The 25,608-nt window shown below is 52.0% G+C and carries 19 protein-coding genes; 10 read left to right on the forward strand and 9 right to left on the reverse strand.

Annotation, left to right across the window (positions count from 1 at the left end; all coding sequences use genetic code 11):
• Positions 1–7 precede the first annotated feature (7 nt).
• Complete coding sequence (locus tag ACGG90_RS02715) at positions 8–865, forward strand: MBL fold metallo-hydrolase (protein WP_390405541.1); 858 nt, start codon at positions 8–10, stop codon at positions 863–865.
• Between the two features lie 11 nt (positions 866–876).
• Complete coding sequence (locus ACGG90_RS02720) at positions 877–1,509, forward strand: hypothetical protein (RefSeq protein ID WP_390405544.1); 633 nt, start codon at positions 877–879, stop codon at positions 1,507–1,509.
• Positions 1,510–1,595: 86 nt separating this feature from the next.
• Here ACGG90_RS02720 and ACGG90_RS02725 read toward each other — a convergent pair whose 3' ends face one another.
• The gene (locus ACGG90_RS02725; RefSeq protein ID WP_390405546.1) at positions 1,596–2,174 is read right to left on the reverse strand and encodes a sugar O-acetyltransferase; all 579 of its coding nucleotides are present in this window, start codon (positions 2,172–2,174) and stop codon (positions 1,596–1,598) included.
• A gap of 239 nt (positions 2,175–2,413) precedes the next feature.
• On the opposite strand from ACGG90_RS02725, the gene ACGG90_RS02730 reads away from it, so the two are divergent.
• Both ACGG90_RS02730 and ACGG90_RS02735 read left to right on the forward strand, forming a co-directional pair.
• Complete coding sequence (locus tag ACGG90_RS02730) at positions 2,414–2,617, forward strand: immunity protein (protein WP_390405549.1); 204 nt, start codon at positions 2,414–2,416, stop codon at positions 2,615–2,617.
• A gap of 12 nt (positions 2,618–2,629) precedes the next feature.
• The gene (locus tag ACGG90_RS02735) at positions 2,630–3,217 is read left to right on the forward strand and encodes a hypothetical protein (RefSeq protein WP_390405551.1); all 588 of its coding nucleotides are present in this window, start codon (positions 2,630–2,632) and stop codon (positions 3,215–3,217) included.
• A 53-nt stretch (positions 3,218–3,270) separates the two neighbouring features.
• Here the strand turns inward: ACGG90_RS02735 and ACGG90_RS02740 are convergent, their stop codons facing one another.
• A complete protein-coding gene (locus ACGG90_RS02740) occupies positions 3,271–4,509 on the reverse strand; it encodes an MFS transporter (RefSeq protein ID WP_390405553.1) in 1,239 nt (412 codons plus the stop codon).
• A 634-nt stretch (positions 4,510–5,143) separates the two neighbouring features.
• Between ACGG90_RS02740 and ACGG90_RS02745 the strand changes: the two genes are divergently transcribed.
• Both ACGG90_RS02745 and ACGG90_RS02750 read left to right on the forward strand, forming a co-directional pair.
• Entirely contained in the window at positions 5,144–6,982 is a 1,839-nt protein-coding gene (locus tag ACGG90_RS02745; protein WP_390405554.1) for a hypothetical protein, read from the forward strand.
• Between the two features lie 633 nt (positions 6,983–7,615).
• On the forward strand, positions 7,616–9,250 hold the full coding sequence (locus tag ACGG90_RS02750; protein ID WP_390405556.1) for a peptide ABC transporter substrate-binding protein: 1,635 nt from the start codon (positions 7,616–7,618) through the stop codon (positions 9,248–9,250).
• A 282-nt stretch (positions 9,251–9,532) separates the two neighbouring features.
• Here the strand turns inward: ACGG90_RS02750 and ACGG90_RS02755 are convergent, their stop codons facing one another.
• The 4 genes from ACGG90_RS02755 to ACGG90_RS02770 all read right to left on the reverse strand — a co-directional run bounded on the left by ACGG90_RS02755 (position 9,533) and on the right by ACGG90_RS02770 (position 16,081).
• Positions 9,533–10,042 carry a 3H domain-containing protein gene (locus tag ACGG90_RS02755; protein ID WP_390405559.1) on the reverse strand — a complete coding sequence of 170 codons (510 nt, stop codon included), beginning with the start codon at positions 10,040–10,042 and terminating at the stop codon, positions 9,533–9,535.
• A gap of 108 nt (positions 10,043–10,150) precedes the next feature.
• Positions 10,151–12,847, reverse strand: coding sequence for an HAD-IC family P-type ATPase (locus tag ACGG90_RS02760; protein WP_390405562.1), 2,697 nt, complete (start codon positions 12,845–12,847; stop codon positions 10,151–10,153).
• A gap of 530 nt (positions 12,848–13,377) precedes the next feature.
• Complete coding sequence (gene uxuA / locus ACGG90_RS02765; protein WP_390405565.1) at positions 13,378–14,460, reverse strand: mannonate dehydratase; 1,083 nt, start codon at positions 14,458–14,460, stop codon at positions 13,378–13,380.
• A gap of 1 nt (position 14,461) precedes the next feature.
• Positions 14,462–16,081 (reverse strand): mannitol dehydrogenase family protein, encoded by a 1,620-nt coding sequence (locus ACGG90_RS02770; protein ID WP_390405567.1) that lies wholly within the window; start codon positions 16,079–16,081, stop codon positions 14,462–14,464.
• Positions 16,082–16,275: 194 nt separating this feature from the next.
• Between ACGG90_RS02770 and ACGG90_RS02775 the strand changes: the two genes are divergently transcribed.
• From ACGG90_RS02775 to ACGG90_RS02785, 3 genes are all read left to right on the forward strand, one after another.
• Entirely contained in the window at positions 16,276–16,941 is a 666-nt protein-coding gene (locus tag ACGG90_RS02775; protein ID WP_390405570.1) for a GntR family transcriptional regulator, read from the forward strand.
• Between the two features lie 140 nt (positions 16,942–17,081).
• Positions 17,082–18,509 carry a glucuronate isomerase gene (uxaC, locus tag ACGG90_RS02780; protein ID WP_390405573.1) on the forward strand — a complete coding sequence of 476 codons (1,428 nt, stop codon included), beginning with the start codon at positions 17,082–17,084 and terminating at the stop codon, positions 18,507–18,509.
• A 15-nt stretch (positions 18,510–18,524) separates the two neighbouring features.
• Positions 18,525–19,394, forward strand: coding sequence for an aldose 1-epimerase family protein (locus ACGG90_RS02785; protein ID WP_390405576.1), 870 nt, complete (start codon positions 18,525–18,527; stop codon positions 19,392–19,394).
• Positions 19,395–20,261: 867 nt separating this feature from the next.
• Here the strand turns inward: ACGG90_RS02785 and ACGG90_RS02790 are convergent.
• The 3 genes from ACGG90_RS02790 to ACGG90_RS02800 are packed head-to-tail and all read right to left on the reverse strand — an operon-like array spanning position 20,262 to position 24,427.
• The gene (locus ACGG90_RS02790) at positions 20,262–20,933 is read right to left on the reverse strand and encodes a hypothetical protein (RefSeq protein ID WP_390405579.1); all 672 of its coding nucleotides are present in this window, start codon (positions 20,931–20,933) and stop codon (positions 20,262–20,264) included.
• Positions 20,908–23,043: a hydantoinase/oxoprolinase family protein gene (locus ACGG90_RS02795; protein ID WP_390405581.1), complete on the reverse strand. Its 2,136-nt coding sequence runs from the start codon at positions 23,041–23,043 to the stop codon at positions 20,908–20,910. The genes ACGG90_RS02790 and ACGG90_RS02795 overlap by 26 nt, the downstream gene beginning before the upstream one ends.
• Positions 23,044–23,089: 46 nt before the next feature.
• Positions 23,090–24,427, reverse strand: a complete 1,338-nt coding sequence (locus ACGG90_RS02800; RefSeq protein WP_390405584.1) for a citrate transporter — start codon at positions 24,425–24,427, stop codon at positions 23,090–23,092.
• Positions 24,428–24,896: 469 nt separating this feature from the next.
• Here ACGG90_RS02800 and ACGG90_RS02805 point away from each other — a divergent pair, with 469 nt between their 5' ends.
• Positions 24,897–25,562: a GntR family transcriptional regulator gene (locus tag ACGG90_RS02805; RefSeq protein ID WP_390405585.1), complete on the forward strand. Its 666-nt coding sequence runs from the start codon at positions 24,897–24,899 to the stop codon at positions 25,560–25,562.
• Positions 25,563–25,608: the final 46 nt, after the last annotated feature.

The following is a 25,608-nucleotide window of genomic DNA, read 5'->3' on the forward strand; positions in this document are numbered from 1 at the left end:
CCCGCTTATGAATAATCTCTATACCATCACCCAAGTAGCTGCTGGCGTCTACAACATCAGTGAAAACATCACGAATCGGCCGATCAAGTTCTCACAGCAACTTGTAGTTGGCGATCAGCGCGCCGCGGTGATCGATGCCGGATTTGGCATCGATTCAAACCTGCTGACGGAAATCCACAAAATCACCACCCTGCCGGTGATTTGCCTGCTGACGCATGGCGATCCCGATCACACCGGCGGCGCGGAGCTGTTTGATCATGTCTATATGAATCCAGCAGACGACGCCTTAATGAAAGCCGCTTTTGACCCGCGCTTTCGCCTGCATGCCGTCGATGTGGCCAGTGGCCACAATGCCGAACTGGTGGCACACATGAAAGCTGCCGAACCGCAGGATACCAGTTTCACCTATCAACCGGTGCATGACGGTGATACCTTCGATCTTGGCGGCACTGTCCTAACGGCTTTGGCCTTACCAGGGCATTCCGCCGGCAGCATGGTTTACGTCGCTGTTGATCGTCACCTTGGCTTTACCGGCGACAGCTTAGCCACCTTGACGATGAGCGAACTTTACGATGCGCGCTGCCCTTCATTGACAAACTGGGCGGACGGCTTGGCCAAGTTGCAGCAATTGGTTGGTGATGACGCGCAATTGTACAGCGGCCACCGCGTTGATGCTTTCCCGTCGCATTTGCTTAGTACCTTGATCCAAGGTGTCGCCGCCATCAAAGCCGGCGCTAACCAAACCGACACCCCGATCACGCAAATGCCCACCGGGCCTGTTAGCGACAGTGCCAGCATGCATCCGCGCACCCATCAGCTTGCCGGCACCCCGTTTGTGATTATGTATAACGCACTCAACCTTTAGGAGGCCATGTCATGTCTGATAAGCAATTCTATGATGTCCCACTGGATCAAAGCGATAAGCAGGCCTTTGCTGATCGCGCTGAGATCCGCGAACTGCTGGAATACGAACGCTACACTCGCGATAATGGCTTGTATATCCAAGAAGGCGCCTGCTACAGTGCATCGGCGCAGATCCATGTGTCTTGGTATGACGGGCCAGCCAAGGGTTATTTTGCCAAACTCGCCAAAGCCAACGGCGGCGGCGCCAAGCACAAGATCAATTACACCACCGTTTGGGTCAACGGCACCAAAGCCATCGGTGAAATGTCGGTGATGATGTTGTCACCGCGGATCAAACTTGACGGCCAGGCCGTTGATCTGCACTCATACGCACGCATCTTCACTCGCCTAGAGAAGGACAACGGCACTTGGAAAATCCTTGACGGCGAGTGCATCTACGAACGCGATGAACTCGTGCCGGTGGTTGGCGGCAAGCCAATCAAGATCGACACTAAAGAATTGGCCACTTACCGCGAAAGTTACCAAGGCTTGTGCTATGTCTTAGCCAGAACCGGCTTGACCAGCAGTGCTGACTTACCTGGTGAAGACAAACCCGAAACTGTGGCCAAAGTTTACCAAGACGCCAGCGACTGGTTCTTTGCTTAACGCCCACAAGCTGAATTTACCCAATAACGCCAACAGCGCTACCCCACGATTACGGGATAGCGCTGTTGGCGTTATTGATTAATGTTTCACACGCGATCTTCCGGCGCCACTTCACGGATCACATGACATGGGTTGCCAACTGCCAAGACGTTAGCCGGCACGTCTTTGGTGACGATACTGCCGGCGCCGACCACGGAATTCTTGCCAATGGTCATGCCAGGCAGCACCACAACATTCGTACATAACCAAACGTTGTCTTCAATGGTGATGGGACGGGCATATTCCAAACCAGCCAGACGTTGGGCAACCACTTGCGGATGGGTTTCGGTGACCAAACTGACATTAGGCCCGATGAACACATTGTTGCCAATAGTGATCTTAGCGCTGTCCATCAGCTTACCGTTGATGTTCATGTAGAAATTGTCCCCAACGGTGGTATTGAACCCATAAGTGCAAAACATTGGCTGCTCGATGTCGATGTTCTTGCCGACGCCGCCTAACAATTCACGCAGCGCCGCTTCACGTTCGTCCCGCTTAAGCGGGTATAAATGATTATACGCATAGACTTTCTTGATTGTTTCGTCGCGATCGGCGACTAATTCTGCCACATACGGGTCGTACAACTGCCCAGCATAGCACTTCTCACGTTCCGATAATTCTGCCATTTGACTGCCTCCAAGTTAACACGGTTAATATGTGCGTTATTTCACGCAATCGATTATACCACGGCGGGCGTCAGAAAATCATTGTCGTATTTATTACTGCCAAGCCGGCAATCATTGCGTTTTGCATTGATTGTTCATTACTATGCATAATGCGCTAACAAAATTGTCACATCGCTTGCTATCTGCAGACGGTTAGCGCATGATGTATTCGATTAAATAAATATTGGGAGGCGGCAATCATGCTCTTCGAGAAAATTGTTGGGGTCGTGCTGCTTTTGTTGGCACTGTGGCAGTTCTATGCCGCATATTCAAATTTCCGTAATGTGCAGCGCTATGGGAACAAGCACACGTCGCCTTTTATTGCGTATGCGAATTTCTATGGCTGGTTCTTTGGGGCACTGCTGATCGTCATGGGCATGGGCCTGTTGACTCACGCCTTCTAAGGGGGTTGTCACGTGTCGGATCATGACGCATTACCGCAAGCCCCGCTATTAGCGTTACCTGAAGCGGGGCAGGAATATTTGCTCAACGGCCGGACCTTGTCTGCCAGCACCATTCAAATTGGCCAGCAAGTCTTCCCGGATAACGGTGTGTTCCAGTGGTATTTCAACAAAATGTTGGCCGAGATGCGCGTCGCCGTTGACGGCGAGAAGCTGGTGCTCACGCAGCCGCACCGCCCCACACTGATCGTTGCGCCTACGCAAGTCACCGTGCTGGTGGCGCCTTTTGACTACAATTCACGCATTGTGGGCTTAGGCTCTGGTTCACATCCTGGCCCGATTTATCGCACCGTACTGCAAGCGGTCACGCCGCAATGGACTTGCTTTATCAGCATTATCGGCGCATTAGGCGCGCAGGCTTTGGTCTTGCACCCAGGCTCGCTGCCGGTGCAAGATCCTTTGGGGCTGGCGCAGATGCCGGTGTTCACTAGTGATTATCCCTTTAACGATTACCTCAACGCCTTGCCGTTTGCGGCGCTGGTCAAGCACACCAAATGGGCGTTCTTGGCCGATATGCATAATATCGAACTGCTCTCTCACTAAAAAACTCCCGCCATTCCAGTAAATGCTTGAATGGCGGGAGTTTTTGTTAATTATTAAGCACTGTGTTTGACAGTGAGCTGCCGCAACCCAGGCAAGCTCAACATAGTCAACAAGGACACGATGTATAAGGCAGACAAGAAGCCCATAGTGATCATCAAATTGTAATGATCCATCAACAAGCCGATTACCACACTGGAGAAGCCGCCGATCGCCCGGCCGACGTTCATGATCACGTTGTTGGCCGTGGAGCGAATGCGCGCCGGGTACAGCTGCGAAATCACTGCGCCATAACCGCCAAACATGCCGTTGGAACAAAAGCCCACCACCGCGCCGATCACTACCAACACGGCACTGGAATGCGCCAAGGTGATGGCAAACACCACCAGCGCACTGGCCGTTAAGAACAACCCAAACGCCCAGCGCGGGCCGAGGTGATCAAGAATGTTGCCAAACACCGCCATGCCCACGCACATCCCGGCGATGGTTGCCACCATCCACAAGGCAGATCCGGAAACGCTCAGGCCTTGCTGCTTTTGCACGATCACCGGCAGCCAGTTCATCAAGCCGAAGTAGCCGGCGATTTGCACAATGGTCATCACCATCAGACCTAACGTTTGCGTGGCCAAATGCGGCGTTTTGAACAGTTCGGAGAAAGCCACGCGTTCGTGCTTGGCCTTGGCTTCAGCACGCGCTTCAAGGAATTGCTCGGATTCTTTGAGGTGCTTGCGGACAAAGAAAGTCAACGCCACCGGCAAAACGCCGATCAAGAACAAAGCGTGCCAACCCCACAGTGGCAAGATCACCGATGCGGCCAAAGCGGCAATGATCGCCCCGATTTGCCCGCCGATGGCCGCCACTGACGTCATGCGCCCGATGCGGTCGTGGTTGAAGCTTTCGGCAATCAGCGCGATGCCGACGCCATATTCCCCGCCGGCGCCGATCCCGGCCAAGAAGCGCAAGGCGTAAATCGTCCACAAGTTGTTGGCAAAAGCCATCAGCGCCGTGGCCACAGCGAAAATCAAGATGGTGTGCGAGAAGGTCTTCACCCGCCCGATCTTGTCGCCTAAAATACCAAAAAGCGCCCCACCGACCAACATCCCGACATTAGTCAATGACCCGATCAATCCCGCAGCTCCACTTGAAATGTGAAGCTCGGCGATGATCGGCGTCATGGCGAAGCTGAGAAACATGATGTCCATGTTTTCCAACGAGAACCCGGATGCCGTGGATGCCATCACCAGCTTTTGCTCGTGAGACATGTGGTCAGCAGTGCGCAGTGAAACTTTCTGCATATGTATTTCCTCCAAAATGGTTGCTCTCTGACAACCGTTATTTCGCAGTGACATTTATCGCTACTCAGTATCGCACTTGCGCATGGTGATTGCAACCGAAACCAGCGGAGTGGCGCGCTCTTAGCGGTGGCTATCAGACGGGATGGCTGTTGGGCGCTCTTTGCCCAATTGACGTCACGACTTATAGCACGCCGCGTTGCGCCACGCAGCTCGACGAATGCCACAGCCCTGGATTGGTGAGGCTTCGGTGTGTGGGACAAGCGTCGGTGCAGGCGGTGCGGCCGGCTTCAACCGCGCAGAGGGACGCGCGTTTTACGCCTAACTTTTGAGCTTTGCACTCGCTTCGCTCGCCTTGCAAATCTCAAAAGTTGCCGCGATCAGCACCGCAAGCCAAGCACAACCCGCTTGTCTTGCGGTGCCGATCGTTTCACGGCCTGACCGCCGCTTGCCCCACACACCTGCGCCTCACCGATCCTCCATAATTTACCAGAGCCGAGTAGCGCGCTTTTAGCGGTGACTACAAAAGGGAATGGCAATTGACCACCCTTGGCCGAGGTGACAGAAATGTTAGGCATCCCTTGCAACGGATATGCTACACTATGCTCAACAAATCATTTGGGGGAGTTGGATTAAAATGTTGGGATTATTTCTGGGGATCACCTTACGCTTCACTGCCCTTGGCGTCATTGTTGGGCTTGGCGCAAGCTTTGTACTAGCTGCCAAGAAACAAGGCAAAGCCGCCATGCGCGGCGGGATCTGGACGATCGTGTGGTTTCTTCTGGCGGCAGGTTGGATCTACTTCAGCCTGCCGGAGCCAAGTTTAGCCACCACGGTTTCTTACAACTTGCTCAGCTGCTTGGTCATCAGCTGCACCTTGGCGCTGATCAGCGGCAGCGGCGCATTGGCTAACGTAATTCAAATCAATGGCAAACACACCAAGCGCAAAGAAGTTGCTGCAAAGCCCGCCAGCCCTTGGGCCAAGCGTTTCTGGCAATTGGCTGCTTACAGCTTTGCGGCCGTGATCGTGGCTTTTATCACCTTCTTTGCGTTAGGGATCAAAGACGCCAAGAACGTCGCCAATGCTGCGCCTGTTAAAACTGTCGCCACCACGGCTAACGCGCCGCTGCCGGAAGTGACTTCCAGCAAGCAGTCCCCGGTGGTCAATGCGCCGCAAACCGTCTTGACTCAAGTCAACAACTCGCTGTCAAACATCAAGAATGCCAACGTGTATGACGTTTTGCATGTGCGCGCACAAATCAATCACGGCAAGTTGGTGTATGTGGCACCGTTGGATTTTGACGGGAGCTTCTTTAGGTATTTGCGCTATCGGCAAGTTGATGGGTATTTCACCACCGATGCCACCAGCAAAACCGCCAGCCCCAAGTTCGTCAAACACGCGATGAAATACACGCCGGCGGCTTATTTTGGCAAAGACGCCAAGCGGCTGATGTACGCCGCCACCGCCAATTCCGGCTATGTGATGATGCCAAACGCGCCACAGTTGGAAATCAACGAAAACGGCCAGCCATATTATGTGGCAACGCTGGTGAAGCGCTATGGCGCAACGAATCGCCAAGACTTCCGCCACAAAGCCGTTGTCACCTTAGACGCTGTAACCGGGGCGCTGCATTTTTATCGCGACTTAAGCAAAAAGCCAAGCTGGCTGGATGTGGCGATCGATCCCACCACCGCCAGCCAACAAGTTGCCGCTTGGGCCAGCGAGCGCAACGGCTGGTGGAACGCCAACGGCATGGGCGGCGCGCGCAACGGGGTGATGGTCGCCGTAGCCAACGCCGGCACCGAAGGCCAACAAAGCGACGTGACGCCGGTGATGTACAACGGTCAGATCTTCTATCAACAGTCGCTAACTTCTGCCAAATCGGCGCAAACTTCGGTGATGGGCTACGCCTTCACTGACGCGGCCACCGGGCAAACCACTTACTATCGCGAGACGCATGACGCGATGACGCCGGATCGTGCCCAGAAACTCGCCAAGGACATGATGAAGCAAACCGGCTGGAAGCCGAAAATGCCAATGTTGTATCGTATCGACGACCGACCGACTTGGGTGGTGTCAATGCTTGATTCGTCTAACGCCTTTCGCAGCTATGTGTACCTGGAAGCCAGCGGCAACGGCACCTCAAGCACAGTGGCCACCGGCGACGATGCAGAAGCGGCATTAAGCAAATACCGCAGCTTGTTTGGCGATGATCCCACTGCCAAAGCAAGTGCCGGCAAGCGTCAACAAGTGGCTGGCACAGTGTTGCGCACCAGCTTGGCCAACGGCACCATGAGCTTCTTGTTGGCCGATGACGCACATGTTTACACGGTCTCCACCAAAGCCGATCCGCTGAGCCGCTTTATCCAAGTCGGCGACAAGCTCAAATTCACCGCCCGCGTCACCAAAACCAGCGGCGCAGTGGAAGGTGCCGTCACCAACGCCAGCTTAGCGGCCAAACCATCAGCGCAATAATTGCCCCAAAAGCACCGCAGTTTCGTCAAAGTTTCATCACAATTTGTGGGTAGTATAAATAACATAGAAATGAGTTACCCCCTCGTTTCTACCCCACTTTTTCATTTTTACTCCTCCAAAGTAAAGCAATACCCCAACTCTGAAGCCGCCAAGCCCATGGCGGCTTTTTTTGTACGAGAGCGGAGCAAAGCGGTTTTAGCGGGTCAATTAGCCTAGCTCTCGTACTTGTGGCGCTCTTGGCCACGAGTACGGGGGCGTAGCTAATTGCACCCGCGTTGCTTTGCGCAGCTCGACGACAAAACCAGAGCGGAGCAAAGCGGTTTTAGCGATGTGTATAAGGCGAGATGACGCAAAGGCGCTCTTTGCCTTAGCGGCGTCACGACTTATACACGATCACGTTGCTTTGCGCAGCTCAACGAACTTAATGAGATCCCTTCTCATTCGCCTCAACAAAACATTTGAGCCATCTCATTATCGCGAAATTTTGGGCACGCTTACGCCATCAAGGAAAACGAATACTTTCTTAAAATAACAGCGTCAGATATTCATTAAAGGATTATGTGAACTCAAATTAAATTCTTTACTTTATTTTTTGGCCCATGTACAGTTACGATATGATAAGGGGGTATTCTAATGAAACTGAGCAAAGGCATCACTGCCGGCGTTGGATTCGTAACGCTGGCCGCACTCTTGGCTGCTTGTGGGGGCAGCAAGAATGCCACAAATGACACCAACACTTGGCATCGCATGGAAGGCGACGTGATCTCCACCATGGATGCGTCAAAGAACACCGACGCCATTTCCGGTCAGGCACTGGATGACACAATGGAAGGCTTGTACCATTATGAAGGCAAGGAGTTAAAGCCTGGTTTAGCCACCAAAGTCGTGACTGCTGGCGATAACGGCTTGACCTATACTTACAAGCTGCGCAATTCCACTTGGAGCGACGGCACTAAAGTCACCGCCAACGACTTCGTATATGCTTGGCAGCGCACCGTTGATCCTAAGACCAAGGCGCAATACGCCTATCTCTACAGCGGCATCAAGAATGCTGATGCGATCATGGCCGGCAAAGCCAAGCCCAGCACGTTAGGCGTTAAAGCCGTCGATGATCACACTTTTGAAGTCACACTGGAGAAGCCGGTGCCGTATTTTAACACGATGATGGTCAATCCGGCCTTCTTCCCGCAAAGTCAAAAGGCTGTGGCCAAATATGGCGCCAAATACGGCACGAGTTCCGACCACATCTTGACCAACGGCGCGTACACCTTGAAAGGCTGGAATGGTACCGGCAATTCCTGGACTGAAGTCAAAAATCCAAAGTATTGGAACGCCAAGAACATCCATATCAACACCATCAAGACCCAAGTGGTCAAAGATTCTTCAACGGCGATGAACTTGTACAACTCCAAGAAGCTTGACCAAGTCACCTTAAGCGGCCAACAAGCGGCTTCCGCTAGATCCAACAAAGACTACAGAGCCTTGAAGCAGTCATCTGTTTTCTACTTGGAGCTTAACGAAAAGAAGATCCCGGCGTTCAAGAACGCTAAGATCCGCCAAGCCATTTCTTATGCTTTAGACCGCGATTCATACATCAAGAAGGTCTTAAACAACGGCTCGCTGAATGCCCATGTGGTCACGCCAGCCGGCTTGATGAGCAAGCCTGACGATCCAAACACCGACTTTGCCGCAGTAGCCGCCAAAGACACCAAGCAATATACCGATTATGATCCGGCTAAAGCCAAGTCCTTGTTCAAGCAAGGCCTCAAAGAAGCCGGTGTTTCCAGCTTGAAGGTCGAATTGATGACCGACGACACCGACAACGCCAAAACCACCGCAGAATACTTGCAAAATGCGTTGTCCACCAACTTGCCAGGCTTAAAGGTCACCACTGCCACAGTGCCATTCAAGACGCGTCTGACACGCTCTTCTGAAGGCCAATTTGACATGGTGATCACTGCTTGGGGCGCTGACTTCCCAGATGCGATCAGCTTCTTGGATCTGTTCACCTCCAACAACTCCTATAACGACGGCAAGTGGTCCAACCCGCAATATGACGCCTTGATTGCCAAGTCCAAAGGCGCTGACGCCAACGATCCCAACAAGCGCTGGAACGACTTGCTTCAAGCGCAAAACATCCTCACCAAGGACATGGGCGTGGTGCCGATTTACCAACGGGTGCTGACTACCTTGCAGCGGCCGAACATCTCCGGTTTGACTTACAGCCCAGCCAACTCCTTTAACTACACCGGTGCCAAACTGAAATAAGCTGCTGGTACTGGCAAGCACTGGCTGTTTGGCTGATTGCTATGTTATAATGGGCGTAGAAAAAGGACACGGCGTGCAAGCACCGCGTCCAATGCAGACCGTTTACGACGGCTGGCATTTAATTGACTAGAAGATCGTCAACTTCCTGCACTTCAGACAAAAAAGGCCGTCGATCGTTGACGACCTTTTTTGTCGTTGCCGATTACTGCCTTATCGGCAATCAAGGTACGCAAAAGCGGCACCCTTCAAGGTTGATGAGGGGTGCCGCTTTTGCGTGGTGCATTATTCGTATAAGAATCCGGCGTCGCGCAGGCCCGCTTTGATGGCGCGCAGCTGCTCGGGCTTATCATAGGCGATGGTGTGCAGGTGCACGCCATCAGTTAATTCAGACAACAAGTGGCCTTCGTGTTGCAGCAAGCGGGAGTTAAACAAGTTGATCTCGGGTTGCGAGTCGATTTGCAGCTCACCGCGCAACTGGCCGTACAACGGATGGTCGACGATCACATCGATCAAGCGGCCGCCGTTTTGAATAATGATCTGCATTTCTTTGATCATTTGTTCACGGGTATGCTTGCATACCACCACTGCGGTGTGTTCTGATGCTTCTTCGAATTCATAGCCGCGCGGCGTGGCGATCAACTTGGTGCCTTGTGCCCGCAACAATGCAACATCCCCGACGATCGTCTGTCGACTGACGCCGAAGCGCTTGGCAAAAGCCGACGCCGTAATGGGTTCTGGTGCGTCTGCCAATGCCATTCTGATCTGAGACTGACGTTCTGCACTGGTTAACATAAGCTTTTCCTCCGTAACTGTGCGCGGTGTACCCGCGCAGATCGTGTATTGACACTACCTACTACCAGCTTACGCCTAAAACCCGGTGCTGACCAGCCCATCAATAAATTAATGGAAACGCACTCGTCCAGCGCGTTTGCGCAAGCCGATGCGAATCAGCTTGTCGCATTCGGTCACGATCAAGGTGATCACCCCGGCGCCGATCGCGATCCCCCATTCGCGCCAAGTCATTGGCGCGGTGCGCATCACATGCTGCATGAATGGCAAATAAGTCAGCCCTAACTGCAAGACCATCATCAAGCCGATGATGGCAAAGGCTTTGGGGTTAGAGAAGAACTGCTTGGAGATCACCAGCGAGCTGGTCCGAATGTTAAACAGATAGAAGATCTTGCCTAAGATAATGATGTTGACCATCATCGTCGACGCCACTGCCGGTGACACCGAACCGGTCCTCAACAGCCAATCATGGGCGATCAAGCCGATGCCGGAAATCAGCACCGACACATAAGCCAGCTGAAAGATATCGTGTTTGTTCATCATCCCGGCAGTATTGCTGCGCGGTGGGCGCAGCATCAAGCCGGCTTCTGCAGGCTCGAAGATGAACGCCAATTGGATCGTGATCGCCGATACCATGTTGATCCATAGCATCTGACTGGCATTCAGCGGCATGTCGTCTTGCGTCAACACGGTGAACGCGATGACCAAGCCTTCTGCAAAACTCGTCGGCAGCAAGAACAAGATACTCTTCTTGATGTTGGCGTAAATGCGCCGGCCTTCGGCAATGGCGCGCTGCATGGTGGTGAACTTGTCATCAGTTAAGATCAAATCAGCGGCGTCTTTGGCCACATCGGTCCCAGATTCGCCCATCGCCACGCCAATATCAGCTTGCTTCAAAGCCGGCGCGTCGTTGACCCCATCGCCGACCATCGCCGTGACGTTGCCGGCTTCTTGCAAAGCCTGCACGATCGCCAATTTATCAGCCGGTGTGGTGCGGGCAAAAACATCCGCCGAAACCATCAGCTTTTTGCGCTCAGGTTCAGGCATTTTGGCCAATTCAGGGCCGGTGACCACCACCGGATCTTCGGCTAAGCCCAGCATTTTGGCAATGGCTCCAGCGGTTTCCGGATGGTCACCGGTGATCATCTTGACCTTAACGCCGGCGCGGCGCATTTCGCGAATCGAGGCGATCACTTCTGGGCGCGGCGGGTCGATCAACACGCCTAAGCCCAAGAACTCGATCCCTCCAGCCAGCAATTCATGGGTGATCTTAGCCACCGAATCGGCAACAACTTTCTGCCCCACAGCGATCACCCGCCGCCCATCTTTACTATACGCGGAAGTCAGCGCCAAATAATGGTCGACATCAAAGTTGGGATCTTGCGCTTGGGCCATCGGCAGCAATTTGTCCGGCGAGCCCTTGATATACAAGCGCCGCACCCCGTCGTCGCCTTGCACCAGCTTGGCCATGTAGCGGTAATTCGAGTCAAAAGGCAGCATGTCCAGCTCTTGGCAATCATCAGGATCATCAGCGAATGCCTTGTGATAGGCGGTCATGAAGGCCCCATCAGTCGGCTCACCGTTGATTTCGTATTTGCCATCGATTTCAGCCAGCGTGGTGTCGTTGGCTTCATACCCAGCGCGCAATAAAGCCGTGAGATCAGGATGTTTCTGTGGGGCGATCACTTGCCCGCCTAAGGCAAAATCCCCACTTGGCGCGTAGCCGGTGCCGCTGACCGTGTAAGTGGCTTGCGGCGTGACGACTTCGGTGACCGTCATTTCATTCTGCGTTAAGGTCCCGGTTTTGTCTGTAGCAATCACATCCACGGAACCTAAGACTTCCACCGACGGCAGCGATTTGACGATGGTGTGTTCGTTCTTGGACATGTCTTGCACGCCCATCGCCAAGATCACGCTGGTAGTCGCTGGCAAACCTTCCGGCATCGAGCCGACGATCATCGTCACGATCCCTAACGCCAGCGTCCCGATGGTGTAATGGCCGCTGAACAAGCCGTAAATAAATAAGATCACCGCAAAACCTAAGATGGCATAAGACAAGCCTTTGCCGATCCCATCCAATTGCTTCATCATCGGTGATTGGCGCACTTTGGCATTGGCGACGGCTTGAGAAATTTTTCCTAACTCACTGGCAGCCCCAGTGGCTACCACGATGCCCATCCCAGAACCTGCCGCCACCGCCGTTGAAGCGTAGGCCATGTTCGTCTGCTCAGCCAGCGGCGTGTCTGCCGGGAGGGCTTGTGTTTGCTTGGCGATCGAATTTGATTCCCCAGTCAGCACGGCTTCGGCAATCATCAGATTGTCGACATCAACCAAGCGCATGTCCGCCGGCACATTGTCCCCGGCTTCCAAGAAAACGACGTCGCCGACGACGAGATCCGCCGCAGGCACATCGACGCGCTGACCGTCGCGATATACAGTCGCATTATGCGCCAGCATGGACTTGATCTTCTCGAGTGAATCAGCGGCGTTGGCCTCTTGGACATAGCCGATGATCGCGTTGATGATGATCACCAACGCGATAATGATCGTATCGGTGACGTGTTGCATCAAGCTGGTCATCACCGCTGCCCCGATCAAGATATAAATGATCAAGTTGTTAAACTGGCGGATAAACAAGACCCACTTAGGCGTCGTGTGTGATTGCAAAGCGTTAGGACCGTTGGCTGCCAGTCGTCTGGCAGCCTCTTGTTCACTTAAGCCGTCTTCTAAATCCGGCAGCTGTACCAGCGCTTGTGTCTCTTCCACCGTCAAGTGGGTCATCGGCCTCTGCGATCCGGGATCTTCCATAAATCATCATCCTTTGTGTTCAAAATTTGGTGGCATACCACCTTATTATCATGGTATCGAAACGGCCGAATCTGCGCAATAGTCACCTTGCTTATTTCCCGGGTAATAGTGACCAAAAATCAAGCGGTTACAAAACTAGTTACATCATGAGTATTGTTATACGCGCCTGACCAGTACATTGGCGTAGGTCGTAAATGGCGACCAGGGACGGATCAGGACAGCTGCGCACCGCGGGACCAGCGAGTCGGCGCAGGCGGCGCGGCCGGTTCCAACCGCGCTGAAGTTCGCGCGTTTTCCACCTAAGTTCAGAGCCGTGTACTCGCCTGCGGCTCGCCCTACACGTCTCTGAACTTGCTGTGCTGATCGTTTCGCGGCCTGACCGACTCACTGGTCCCACGGTGCTCCGCCGTCCTGATCCTACACTACCGATAACAGGTTAATTATTGTCCAACCCACGCAAACAGCCCTGCGTCACGATTCATGATCGAATCGCAACGCAGAGCTGCCTAATCTCGCTGATTTAACTTGCTTTAGGCTTGTTTGCTGTCTTTATCGATAGCTTCCCACAGCCCGTTGAGATACGTGATCCCTAAGGCACGATCATACAAACCATAACCTGGCACCCCGTCTTCGCCCCAGATATTGCGGCCGTGGTCTGGGCGGATATAGCCGTCAAAATGCGTATCATGCAAAGCCTTCATGATTTCGTACATATCCAATGAACCTTCAGAGGACAAGTGGGCGGATTCATGGAAGTCGCCTTTGGCATTCATGAACTTGATGTTGCGGGCGTGGATGAATGGCGCGCGGTCTTTGGCGACGAATTCGCGGATGATCGCTGGGACATCGTTGTCTGGGTTCTCACCCAAAGAGCCGGTGCAGATCGTGAAGCCGTTGTACTTGGATTCATGCATCGCTTCAATGGCACGCATGTCTTCGGCGTTCTTGTAAATACGCGGCAAGCCAAACAGCGGGCGTGGCGGATCGTCTGGGTGCATCGCCATGCGAACGTCGCATTCTTCACAAGTTGGAATGATGGCATCCAAGAAGTACTTCATGTTGGCGCGCAGAGTTGGTTCATCAACATCCTTGTAAGCCTTGAACAGCCCTTCGATAGTGGCCAAGCGTTCTGGTTCCCAGCCTGGCAGCACGTAGCCGTTGGAGCCGTTGCGGGTGGAGTCGATGATTTCTTGCGGATCATCGGCTAACTTATCAGCTTCAAAAGCCATGTCATTGGAGCCGTCTGCTAAGACATAATGCAAATCGGTGCGCAGCCAGTCGAAAATCGGCATGAAGTTGTAGCAGATCACCTTAATGCCATATTCGGCTAAGTTGCGAATGGTTTGCTTGTAGTTTTCGATGTATTGGTCACGGCTTGGCTTGCCGATCTTAATGTCATCATGGATGTTAACGGATTCGATGACTTCCAGCTTCAAGCCAGCAGCTTCGACTTCGTCCTTTAATTCCTTGATCTTAGCCTTTGGCCATACTTCGCCGACTGGAATGTCGAACAAAGCGCCAACGACTTGGGTCGTGCCAGGGATCTGGCGGATGTTTTGTAAGGTAATCGGGTCGTTATTCTTCCCGTACCAGCGAAAGCCCATATTCTTCATATTAGTTTACTCCTACTTCTTCGTGAATAGTTTTAAGCACTGCCCCAGGGGCTTGGATCATCTTGGTGAAGTTGGCTTCGATTTTTTCAGTCAAGCCTACTGCGTCAAGGTCTACTGGGAAGATCTGCTTGTTGGTTAAGATCGGTTGCAGCTTAGCATGGGCATCGACAGCGTCGCCGAGTTTGATGTCAGCCACGTAAGGCTGCAGTTCTTCAAGCAGCGGATCGCGGCTTGGGGTGAACGGTGTGCCATCATCTTTGATGGCCATCAAATAGCGGCACCAACCGGCGACGATCAACGGGATCGCCTTGAGGTTGCTGGTATCTTTACCTTCATCCAAGTAATGCTGCAAGGTCACACCATAGCGGATCGGGATCTTCTGTGAAGTATCGCTGGCGATCCGTTGCGGGGTGTCAGGAATATTCTTGTTAGGCAGGCGCTTGTTAACGAGTTCGTCGATGAAGGCCTTAGGGTCAATGATTTTCGGATCCTTAACCACTGGCAGGTCTTCGTTATAGCCAAGCTGCTTGATCATAGCCACGAGGTCTGGGTTGGTCATTTCTTCGGCGATGCTGGTGTAGCCCAGGATCGAACCAAAAATCGCTAAACTGGTGTGCAATGGATTCAAGCAGGCGGTGACTTTCATTTGATCGGCATCATTAACAGTGTCGCGATCAGCCAAGATCACCCCAGCTTTTTCGAGCGCTGGCCGGCCATTTGGAAAACTGTCTTCAATGACCAAGTAGTGCGTCACTTCGGTGTTGCCAAACGGGGCGATGTTGGTGTGCTTATCGGTATGAATGATTTGCGTGTCTTCAAAGCCGCTGGCCTTCAAGATATCGGCAACAGATTCGGCTGGGTTTGGCGTGATGCGGTCGATCATGCTCCAAGGGAAGCTGACTTGCTTGTCGTCTTTGAGATAATCGATGAAGCCTTGTTCAACGGTGCCGTTTTTGGCCCAGCCTTCAGCGATGGTTAAGACGCCTTCTTCAAAGCGCTTGCCGTTTTCGGAGAAGTTATCGGTAGACACCATGGCAATCGGCAGCTTGCCGGCGTTGTAGCGGGCCAACAGCAAGCGCGCAATGGCACCCATGTTGGTGGCTGCGGCATTTGGTTGGCCGGCAATGTCAGCTTCGGCTGCGGCAGTTAAGTTGCCTTGAGAGTCGCGCAATGCGTAGCCTTTTTCAGTGATGGACATGGTGACAAACTGCAAGGATGGCTGTTCAAAGACTTGCTTTAACTTGGCCCAGCCTTCAGCATTGGCTTTGTTGTAGTAAATGGCTTCGGCAACGCTGGCGATCAAGGTCTTGTCGTAGTTGCCGGCTTCGTCCATCACCACTTGCAGCACGCGGTTGTTGAACGGCTTGTAAGCTTGTTCCACCACGCCGTCGTCGTAAGTTTCAGCGACAACCACGCCGGCTTTGAGTTCGCCTTGGTTTAACAAATCTTGAGCGATCTTGGCATGGAAGCAGCGGAATAAGTTGCCGCCGCCAAAGTGGACCCACACTGGGGCCTTTTCGGCAGCCGCAGCAGCTTTAGCCTGGTCAAATTGCGGTACCGTGATGCCTGCCGCGGTAAAAGCGGCAGCGTTTTGTTGGTAATCATCGGTTAATTGAACCATTGATCTTCCTCCATCTCAGTGAGCATATACTAATATACTACGTCCCTTTGAACATAGCACATTGTGAATTTGCTTTCAACAACTTCGATGAAATTTGTAAAAACGTTTTCTACGCATTGTTTTTGGGCCATTAATACAGTACGATGCAACTAGTACCACTAAATGTGGTCTACCTGTACAAAGGAGGCGTTAACATGGTCGTGTTAGCGAATTTTCAAGAAGAAGCCTATCAAGCGCTGTTGACGAAGATCTTGCGCCTGGAGCTGAAACCCGGCGAACGCATCAATAAGAAAGACCTGGAGGCGGAGCTGCACATCGGCGCCACGCCGGTGCGTGAAGCCATTTTGCGCCTGCGCCGCGAAGATATGGTTCAAGTGTTTCCGCAAAGCGGGACTTTCATTGCCAAGATCAATATCGATACCGTTTATCAAGCCCGTTTCGTGCGTGAAAACATTGAACAAGTGATCATGCAAGAAGCGGCCTTGAAGCTCAGCGAGGCCCAATTAGTCGAGGCGCACAAGCTGTTGGATCTGCAGCATTTGTACTTGGATTCGCATGATTACGATCAATTCTTCGATCTTGACGACGCCTTCCATCACCTTTTCTATACCGCAGTGAATAAAGAATTCATTTGGCAATGGCTGCAAAGCGTGACCTTGGGCTTCAATCGCTTCCGCTATTTGCGTTTGGAAATCGCTGATTTGAATTGGGATCAGATCTATGCCGATCACGTTGCCATCGTGGATGCGGTAGTGGCCAAAGACAACGCGCGGCTCAGCGATTTGCTGGCGCAACACCTGCACATGGTTGATTCCGATGCATTGGTCTTAATGAAAGCCCATCCCGATTATTTCGCCTAGACCACTGTAACCTATCTTGTAAGATCCGTCACGATAGGTCACGAATTTCTGCAAAAGGGTTGACTTCACCTGTGAATGCATTAAACTGAAAGCGAATTCAGTTATGCTAATATTTTAATTTAAGGGAAGGAAGCTTACTTATGGCGCTTTTAGATCAAGACTTCTTATTAACAAATGAAATGGGGAAGAAGCTCTTCAATGACCACGCAGCTAAGATGCCGATCATTGACTTCCACTGTCATCTGGACCCAAAGACCATCTACGAAAACAAGAATTATCCAAACCTCTCACAAATCTGGATCAACGAGGCCGGCACGACTTATGGTGACCACTACAAGTGGCGCTTGATGCGGGCTAACGGTGTCCCAGAAGAACTGATCACCGGTGACGGCGATGACTATGAGAAGTTGGTCGCATGGGCCGGCACCATCGAAAAGGCCATCGGCAACCCGCTGTTTGAATGGACGCACTTGGAATTACAGCGCTTCTTCAACATCACCGACACCTTCAACACCAAGAATGTTAAGGCCATCTGGGACAAGGCCAACGCAGAATTGGCCACTGATGCTTTCAAACCCCGCAACTTGATCAAAAACGCCAATGTTAAAGTGGTTTGCACCACCGATGATCCAGCCAGCGACTTGAAGTATCACAAGCTGCTTGCCAAAGACGAAGCTGAGAATGGCTTCAAAGTCTTGCCAGCCATGCGCCCAGACAAGGCGTTTGCCATTGGCGCTGACACTTTTGCCGATTATATGGCAGAACTGGGCAAGCAAGCCGGTGTGACAATCAAGTCCTTCGCTGATTTGAAAGCTGCCTTCAAGCAGCGCTTCGAATACTTCTCTTCAGTTGGCGGCAGCTTGTCTGACCACGGGTTGAACACCTTCCACTTCACCCCAGCATCCGCTGCAGACGTTGAAGCCGTTTTTGCCAAAGGCTTGAACAACGAAGCCTTGTCTGCGCATGATGTAGATGTCTATACCACTGCCTTGATCGAAGAATTGATGCGCCTGAACAAAGCCTTCAACTGGACCATGCAGTTCCATGGCAACGCGGTGCGTTCCGCTAACAAGCCGATGTTTGCCAAGATCGGTGCCGACACCGGCTTTGACTCCATGGGCACGCAGCCGGACTTTGCTGGCCAAATGGTGGAATTGTTCACCGCCATGCAAAGTGAAAACAATATCCCAAAGACTATCCTTTACTCCTTGAACCCCAACGACTGGATGCAGCTGGCCACTGGCATGGGCGACTTCTACGGCGACGGCATCAAGCAAAAGCTTCAACTCGGCGCGGCTTGGTGGTTCAACGACACCCGCGAAGGCATGCAAGAACAGTTGCGCACCATGGCTGAACAAAGCCTGCTGGCAAACTTCGTCGGCATGTTGACGGATTCTCGCAGCTTCTTGTCCTACCCACGTCACGAATACTTCCGCCGTGTTTTGTGCGACTACATCGGCGGTTTGGCAGAACGCGGGCAAGTGCCTGATGACGAAGACTATCTGGGCAAGATCGTCGAAGACATTTCGTATAACAATGCCCACGATTATTTCGGTTTCTACAAATAGAAAGAAGCGCTGCTCATGATCACGTTAAAGAATGAAGCTTATACCGCTACCATCTCCGAACTTGGCGCGGAGATCCAACAAATCGAAAATAACGACTCTGGCCGCAAATACCTGATCGACGACCCGCAAGGCAAGTACTGGAACCGCCACGCCCCGATCCTTTTCCCATCAATCGGCAAATCTAACGACGATACTTATTTGCTGGATGGTAAGGCATATCCCATGGGTCAACACGGCTTTGCCCGCGACTTTGAATTCGACGAAGTCAACCAGCAAGACGAAACGCATGTCACCTTAACTTTGCACGCCAATGCCGAGACCCTCAAGAAGTTCCCATTCAACTTCGCCTTGCGCGTCAGCTATGTGCTGACCAATACCGGCTTGACCACCGACTTTGAAGTGGTCAACCACGATGACAAGCCTTTCCCTTACGCTTTAGGCAGCCATCCGGCGTTTCAATTGAACGCGCCGCTTGAAGACTACCGCTTGACGCTGGAAGGCGTCAGCAGCCCGCTGACGAAGTTCGGCGTTGGTCCGGTACCTTTCCGCGATGGCAGCGTCCAGAAGCTCTCAGCCACCAACGTCGTGCCTTTGTCGCACAAGCTGCTTGACGACGGCTTGGTGATCATCAACGCCCCTGAAGCTACCGCGGCTGTGTTGCAAGACAAAGACGGCAGCCATACCGTCAAAGTCAGCTTAGACGACTTCCCATATGTCTGCATCTGGAGCCCTGAACACAAAACAGCCCCATTCATGTGTGTGGAACCTTTCGCTGGCCTGCCAGATCAAGCCGGCAAGCCTGGCGAATGGACCAAGAAGGCTGGCAACAACATCTTAGCTGCCAACAGTTCGCAAAACTACAGCTACACCATGACCTTAGACTAAATCAGCATTCAAAAAGCGCTTCTGCAGCGAATAATCGTTGCAGAAGCGCTTTTTGCGCTGACTATGCAGCCAAATTTGGATATTGCCCGGAAAATAACCGGCTAAAAAGTTTCATCGCTACGACCAAGTCGCAAAATGTACCTATTCTTTGCCGTCTAGCTAGCTTGCGGATTGTTCGACAACATAACAAAGCGGCCAGTCAATCACAGCACCACCGATTAGCGCATAAATACAAAACTTGTTCCTTAAAAAGGGCGACTCAGCGTATTCGCTGAGTCGCCTTGATTGTTCCCAGCCACGCCAAATACACGATATGCCGTGGCGTATCGTGCATAGTTGGTCCAACAGGCTATGGTTGCCTTGTGCCTGTTGATCGGCGAGCTGCGCAGCCCAACGCGGCGTGATATAAGTCGTGACGCCGCCAAGACAAAGAGCGCCTTTGCGTCATCCCGCCTTATATCCACCGCTAAAAGCGGGCTGCTCCGCTCTGGTATATTCAATTAAGTACCCAACGCCGTAAGCCTACGTGCGCTGAGGTGGTCGTGGTGCAATCTGATAACGTCCTGGCATTGCCCAAGACTGCGGACATTGGGCTTCATGGCGCTCTGGCGCTTTGAACGCACGAGCCGCGGTGCATGCCGTTACACATAACACCCTCAGATCAGCTCGTGTAGGGATGCCGGGTACAGACCAACTTGTACTTTGCCAGTCTCAACACCCCACTGCAGGTTGCAAGGATAATATAGCACCATCCCCGATTTATCGCAAGCGTTTTACAAACTTTTTACAATTGATCGTACGCCCTTGTGCGTGATGCAAAAAGGCGCCGCCACGATTCAATGACGAATCGCAGCAGTGCCTTCTTGTTTATTCGGCCATGCCGGCTTGCTTGAGTTCTTCAAGCGCTGGCGTGACAGCGTCTTGGTTATAGATATTCAACAACATGATGTCCAACACTAATGGCGAATACGGCAGCTTCTGCACGCGCCAAGAGAATACCATTGCGGCAATTTCGCTCACCGCGCGCACAGTCGACTTGTGCTCATAGCCCAAGAAGTGCCACAGCGGGATCTTAACCATGCGTGAAGCGATATTCGGGTCTTTGTCTTCAAAGTAATGGAACAACTCATGACCCATCACGATTTGGCGAATGGTTTGCTCAGGGAAACCAGCGATGTTTAACGCCGCCAGCTTCTGGATCGGCTCATTGTAGATCTTGATCTTGTTGGGCCCGCGAAACGTCGCCAGGAACAGTTGCTGGGAGATGTTTTGTGATTTGCCATATTCGACTTCACATAGTTCATCAGCCAACTCAATGGTATCCATCCCTGGATGTTCTTTGCGCACTTGTACTGCCAATTCTTCGCCGCTGTCGATGGCATCTTTGATCAATTGCTTGCGCATCGGCGCGTCGACTTTCTTGGCCAACAAGTCGCGGTTGAACAAGAACTCACACCAAGTCTCAAGGTCGACATGCGTCAAGGTGAGGTAGAGCTTCTCGGCATCCATGTTATCACGTCTGATCGATGTTAGCGGCAACGATCAAGACTTCATCGTCTGGCTCCACACTGGAGACTTCAAGGTCAGTCAACAGTTCAAGTTGTTCAAAGTCAGTGGATGAGAAGTCCATCACACGCGCCCCTAAGCACAGATAGAAGTCTGGATGGGCGACGTTTTCGGCTTGGTAAACTGCCATGTCGTCCCACAACTTCTTCAAAGCCGTCACGTAATCTTTGGCTTTGACCTTCAAGCACATCGCGCGCTTGCGTTGGACTTTGATGAAGCCTTTCTTGTCGATGATGCGCATTGGCTGCGCTGGATCGTCGCCGTTATGCGGACCGCCGAAGATGTAGAAGTAGTTATCCTTTTGGACTAACTTCGTCTGGTCTTCGGTCAAGCGCATGTCTTCAGCAGCGATCTTGAGGGCTTCACCTTCGTCAGCGTTGGCCGTTAAGTCAGCCGTCTTGACTTCAGTAGAACCAGTGGCGATCGCGGTGATCTTAGAGGTTTGCTGGTCGATTTCGACATGGACTTCCACAGATTCTGGCGTTGCACCAGATTCCACGGCTTTGTTAGTCGCTTCGTTCTTGATCGAGCGAATATCGTCTTTACTCGGGTTTGGCACGATCCGTTCAACCACATCACGCACCATCGACAAAGCAACCCCAATACTGGAAATGACTTCGGCATCGTCTGGGATGCTGTACTTAACCCCAGTCTTGTTAGAGAAGTACGGTACAAGCGCAGCCGCACCGCCACCAACACCGACCAGCGTGGTTTGGTCTTTCTCCAGTTGATACTTCTCAACCAAGTCATTGTAGATGGCTTCGACTTTGGCGAAGGCCTTCTCCATGATCTGCGTCGCGACTTCATCCACCGTGCTGCCCAGATAGTCAGCCACCACTTGGATCGCCTTGCGACAGTTGTCGCGGTTACCATGAGAGAAGTACTTCTCATCGATCAAGCCCAGCGCGTTAGCCGCGCAGGTGTTGGTGATGGTAAAGGCCGTTCCGTCTTCGTTGACCAACTTCACGTAATCGTCTGGATCGCCTTCCATTGGTGAGAAGAATTCGATATGCGGGTTCTTGATCTTGGCCGGATCGATGAACGCTGCATAGTCCAAGCCGGCGATATGCGCCGAACGTGGGCCGACATCAACGACACCGTTCTTATTGGCCCGAATCATGGAACCGCCGGCATCACCGACGACCCGCACATCCAAACTGGAGATGTAAGTCTTGTGCCCACCAACGATCGAGTAGTCGATCGCAGGCCGGCCGTTTTTGATAACCCCGATGTTACTAGTGGTGCCGCCAACTTCAAAATAGATCCCGTTGGAAGCGCGCAGGTAGATCAAAGAGCCCATGACCGAAGCCGCTGGCCCTGACAGCATCGTCAAAACAGGCCGCTTCTTCATTTCAGAGATTTCCATGACCCCGCCATCACCACGCATGATCATCAATGGGACTTTGACGCCGGCTTTGCGCACGGCATCTTCAGTCGAATTGGCGGTATCCAGCATTTTCGGCAGGATCGAGGCGTTGATAGCTGCGGTGCGGGTGCGCCGCGTCAAGCCATACAACTTGGTGATTTCAGAAGCCGCCGTGACTGGCATACCTTCTGCTTTGGCGACCTTGGCCACAGTTTCTTCTGGACCGCCTTCATCGACCCCAAAGGCCATCGAGGCAACCAAGACTTTGGAGCCTTCACCTTTGAGCTTTTCGATCGACTTCTTGATGTTGGGTTCTGTGGCTTGTTTCAGCGGCAGATAATCGTTATGGATCACGATTTTCTTCTTCTCATCGAGTTGGATATCGTCCAAGCGCGTTTGGCGCTTAGCCAAGAAGCCTTCGATGCCGCCTTTAGACATGCCGATGACACCAACAGGGGCCACATCACCTTCGATCAACGCATTAGTCGCTTGCGTTGTGGAATGCGCTACGAACACCACTTCGTCTGGGCTGATCCCATTCTGCTTGAGACACGCCTCAAAGGACTCCACCACGCCGGCGGCAACGCCGTGCACGTCGTCATGGGTCGTCTTCACAACTGACGGTTCCCCTATCATTTTGTGGGTATCATTATCGATGGCAACGGCTTTAGTATGCGTCCCGCCGACATCGATCCCCATTCTTACTGATCGTTTCATATGCATTCCACCTTACCTTATAAAAATTTGATTCAGAAACTCGCGATTAGATCCCGTACATCAGATAAGCGACGATACACATGATGGCGCCGCAGATCCAGCCGGTCGGGATGGAGCGCTTGAGATAATCGCTGGAAGCGACCTTGGTGTAACCAAAGCCCCAAGCAACCCATGACTGGGTAACATCCAAGTGTTGTGGGAAAATCGTGGTAGCAGCGGTCAAAGGATACATGAATTGAACCGGAATGGTTGGGTTGGCAGCCAATACGACCGCGAAGATCGCCGCGCCAGAACCGACCCAGTTCATAGGACCGCGGAAGAAGCCAAGTGGTACTAACAATGCAAAGACTAAGGCCAATACTAAGTGGTTAGTCGGAATCAAGTTCCCGATTAAAGCCGTGAAGTATGGTGCAGCAAAAGTTGCCGCGTTGTTGAACATCGCCAATGCCAGCAAGAAGCCGATCATTGGTGCGACATCGATAGAGCCATCGGTGAATAACTTAGCAAAGTGACGGCAAACTTCCTTGTAACTGCCGCGCAGCTTGCCAGTGGTCAACATCGCATAGACCCCGGACAAAATGAAACCAAGGATGATAGGAAGGTTCAATACAACCACACCAAGCACTGGCAGGATCACAGAGATCCAAGAGTACCAAGGTGCGTCACCGGAACCACCGCTTGGCTGAGCGTCAACGACCCAGTTGTGAGCGGTCTTCTTCATGGTCAAGTTGGCGATGGTCAATACGACGATCAAACCAACGATCATGCCGATGATCCCGATCTTGAAGTAATCGTTATAAGTATAGCTAGCTGCAGCTTTCACAAACCCTTTGTACATGGTTTGATACTGAATGAAGTTGACCGTGTTGCAGAAGATCCCTGCCATGATCGACCCCATGAAAGCAAATAATGCCACTGGTGCTTCAATCCCTAAGGAGAACAGGATCGGTAAAACGATGACGGCAATCGAGATAACAGGCCCGATACCAGTCATAGACATGAAGACAACTGCGACGATGATGCACAGCAGACCCATGGTCAAGCGTGGACGATCACCGCCAAGTTCAACGATCTTACGAATCAAGGTCGCCGCGATCCCAGTATCGATCAACACGCGCCCGAAGAAGGCACCGAAGAAGATGTTAACCAAGATCGATTGAGCATATGCGGCAGGACCATCCGCATAAACGAAAGTCAGGACTTGGATGATATCCTTGCCCTTCATCGCGGTCGTCGGTTCGATCGCGTTACCAATAAGTGCTAATACCGTCCAGACCGTTGCCATGATGAAGAACCCAACCATCAAGTTGTAGCCCTTCATACAGTACCAGACCATAAAGAAGAATGATGCGATAAGCAGAAGACCAATCACAACATTTGTCATAAACTTTCCCCTCCTTTGTGCATCAGCTCTCAAACTGATGTACTAGCGTCATCATAAAATAGCCAGGCACGCTTTGCAAACGATTCCAGTTAAAAAATTCACAGGTATTCCCTAACCCTTGATTTATCGGCATTCGCAGCCGCAAAAAAATGAAACGCTGTGTTAGTTTGACCCGTTTCCACTATAGAAATGCCGATTTAACGGCTTTTGTAAATGTTGTATAACACGACTAAATTTTAGCCGATCTTTGCTTTTAGTAGCCACAAGTAACGATTTTTCCACTAAAATCACAGTTGATTTCCCAGGCAACTGTGATATTAGTCGCAAAATCCCGTAATTATTAAGCATAAATAAGTTTTGGTAAGCACTTGCAAGTATGTTGGTAGCGGGTGCGTTTGACAAGTGCTCAGCTGCTAACTATGATATTAATAGATGTTTGTGAATTCACATTCGAAAGGTGATGACCGGCATGGCGAACCCATTGAGTGCCCAAGGTTACGTTTATGAACTGCTGAAGCGACAGATCCTGCACTTCGAACTCAAGCCTGATGAACGACTGCACATGAAGACGCTCACCGAAAGCTTGAACGTAGGCGCCACGCCATTGCGCGAAGCGATTGGCCACTTGCGCACCAACGGCTTAGTCGCCGTGTTTGCGCAAAGCGGCTCGTTTGTATCGCGCATCGACGAAAACATCGTGCGCCAGTCGCATTTGGTGCGCAAACAAATCGAAGGCACCGTGATCCGCGAAACCACCGAACACATCACCAGCATCCAGCTGCAGAACCTGCAACAAGACTTGGCGATGCAACAAGTCTACCTATATTCTCATGACTTCGACCGCTTCTTTGATATGGATGAGCAATTCCACCGCCACTTTTACCAAATCGCCGAAAAGCCAGCGGTATGGAAATGGATGGAAACCATCAACTTGCAATACAGCCGCTTGCGCTACTTGCATCTGGAGTTCTTAGAGCTCAATTGGCAGCAGCTTTATCAAGACCATGTGCGCATCTTAGACGCCATTAGTGCCCATGATGGCGAGGGTGCCGTTGCGTTAAACAATCAGCACCTTGGCATTTTGGTCGACGATTTGGCAATGGTGCGCAAGATCCACCCTGAATACTTCGCCTGAACGCAAAAAAAGCGCCGGTACTTTGACAAGTTTGTCAAAGTACCGG

Source organism: Lacticaseibacillus jixiensis, from assembly GCF_042847315.1.
GTDB classification, from domain to species: Bacteria; Bacillota; Bacilli; order Lactobacillales; family Lactobacillaceae; genus Lacticaseibacillus; species Lacticaseibacillus jixiensis.

Coding starts and splice junctions, on each gene's coding strand:
- ACGG90_RS02715 (WP_390405541.1), top strand. CDS start 8: ATGAATAATCTCTATACCATCACCCAAGTAGCTGCTGGCGTCTACAAC.
- ACGG90_RS02720 (WP_390405544.1), top strand. CDS start 877: ATGTCTGATAAGCAATTCTATGATGTCCCACTGGATCAAAGCGATAAG.
- ACGG90_RS02725 (WP_390405546.1), bottom strand. CDS start 2,174: ATGGCAGAATTATCGGAACGTGAGAAGTGCTATGCTGGGCAGTTGTAC.
- ACGG90_RS02730 (WP_390405549.1), top strand. CDS start 2,414: ATGCTCTTCGAGAAAATTGTTGGGGTCGTGCTGCTTTTGTTGGCACTG.
- ACGG90_RS02740 (WP_390405553.1), bottom strand. CDS start 4,509: ATGCAGAAAGTTTCACTGCGCACTGCTGACCACATGTCTCACGAGCAA.
- ACGG90_RS02745 (WP_390405554.1), top strand. CDS start 5,144: ATGTTGGGATTATTTCTGGGGATCACCTTACGCTTCACTGCCCTTGGC.
- ACGG90_RS02750 (WP_390405556.1), top strand. CDS start 7,616: ATGAAACTGAGCAAAGGCATCACTGCCGGCGTTGGATTCGTAACGCTG.
- ACGG90_RS02755 (WP_390405559.1), bottom strand. CDS start 10,042: ATGTTAACCAGTGCAGAACGTCAGTCTCAGATCAGAATGGCATTGGCA.
- ACGG90_RS02760 (WP_390405562.1), bottom strand. CDS start 12,847: ATGGAAGATCCCGGATCGCAGAGGCCGATGACCCACTTGACGGTGGAA.
- uxuA (WP_390405565.1), bottom strand. CDS start 14,460: ATGAAGAATATGGGCTTTCGCTGGTACGGGAAGAATAACGACCCGATT.
- ACGG90_RS02770 (WP_390405567.1), bottom strand. CDS start 16,081: ATGGTTCAATTAACCGATGATTACCAACAAAACGCTGCCGCTTTTACC.
- ACGG90_RS02775 (WP_390405570.1), top strand. CDS start 16,276: ATGGTCGTGTTAGCGAATTTTCAAGAAGAAGCCTATCAAGCGCTGTTG.
- uxaC (WP_390405573.1), top strand. CDS start 17,082: ATGGCGCTTTTAGATCAAGACTTCTTATTAACAAATGAAATGGGGAAG.
- ACGG90_RS02785 (WP_390405576.1), top strand. CDS start 18,525: ATGATCACGTTAAAGAATGAAGCTTATACCGCTACCATCTCCGAACTT.
- ACGG90_RS02795 (WP_390405581.1), bottom strand. CDS start 23,043: ATGAAACGATCAGTAAGAATGGGGATCGATGTCGGCGGGACGCATACT.
- ACGG90_RS02800 (WP_390405584.1), bottom strand. CDS start 24,427: ATGACAAATGTTGTGATTGGTCTTCTGCTTATCGCATCATTCTTCTTT.
- ACGG90_RS02805 (WP_390405585.1), top strand. CDS start 24,897: ATGGCGAACCCATTGAGTGCCCAAGGTTACGTTTATGAACTGCTGAAG.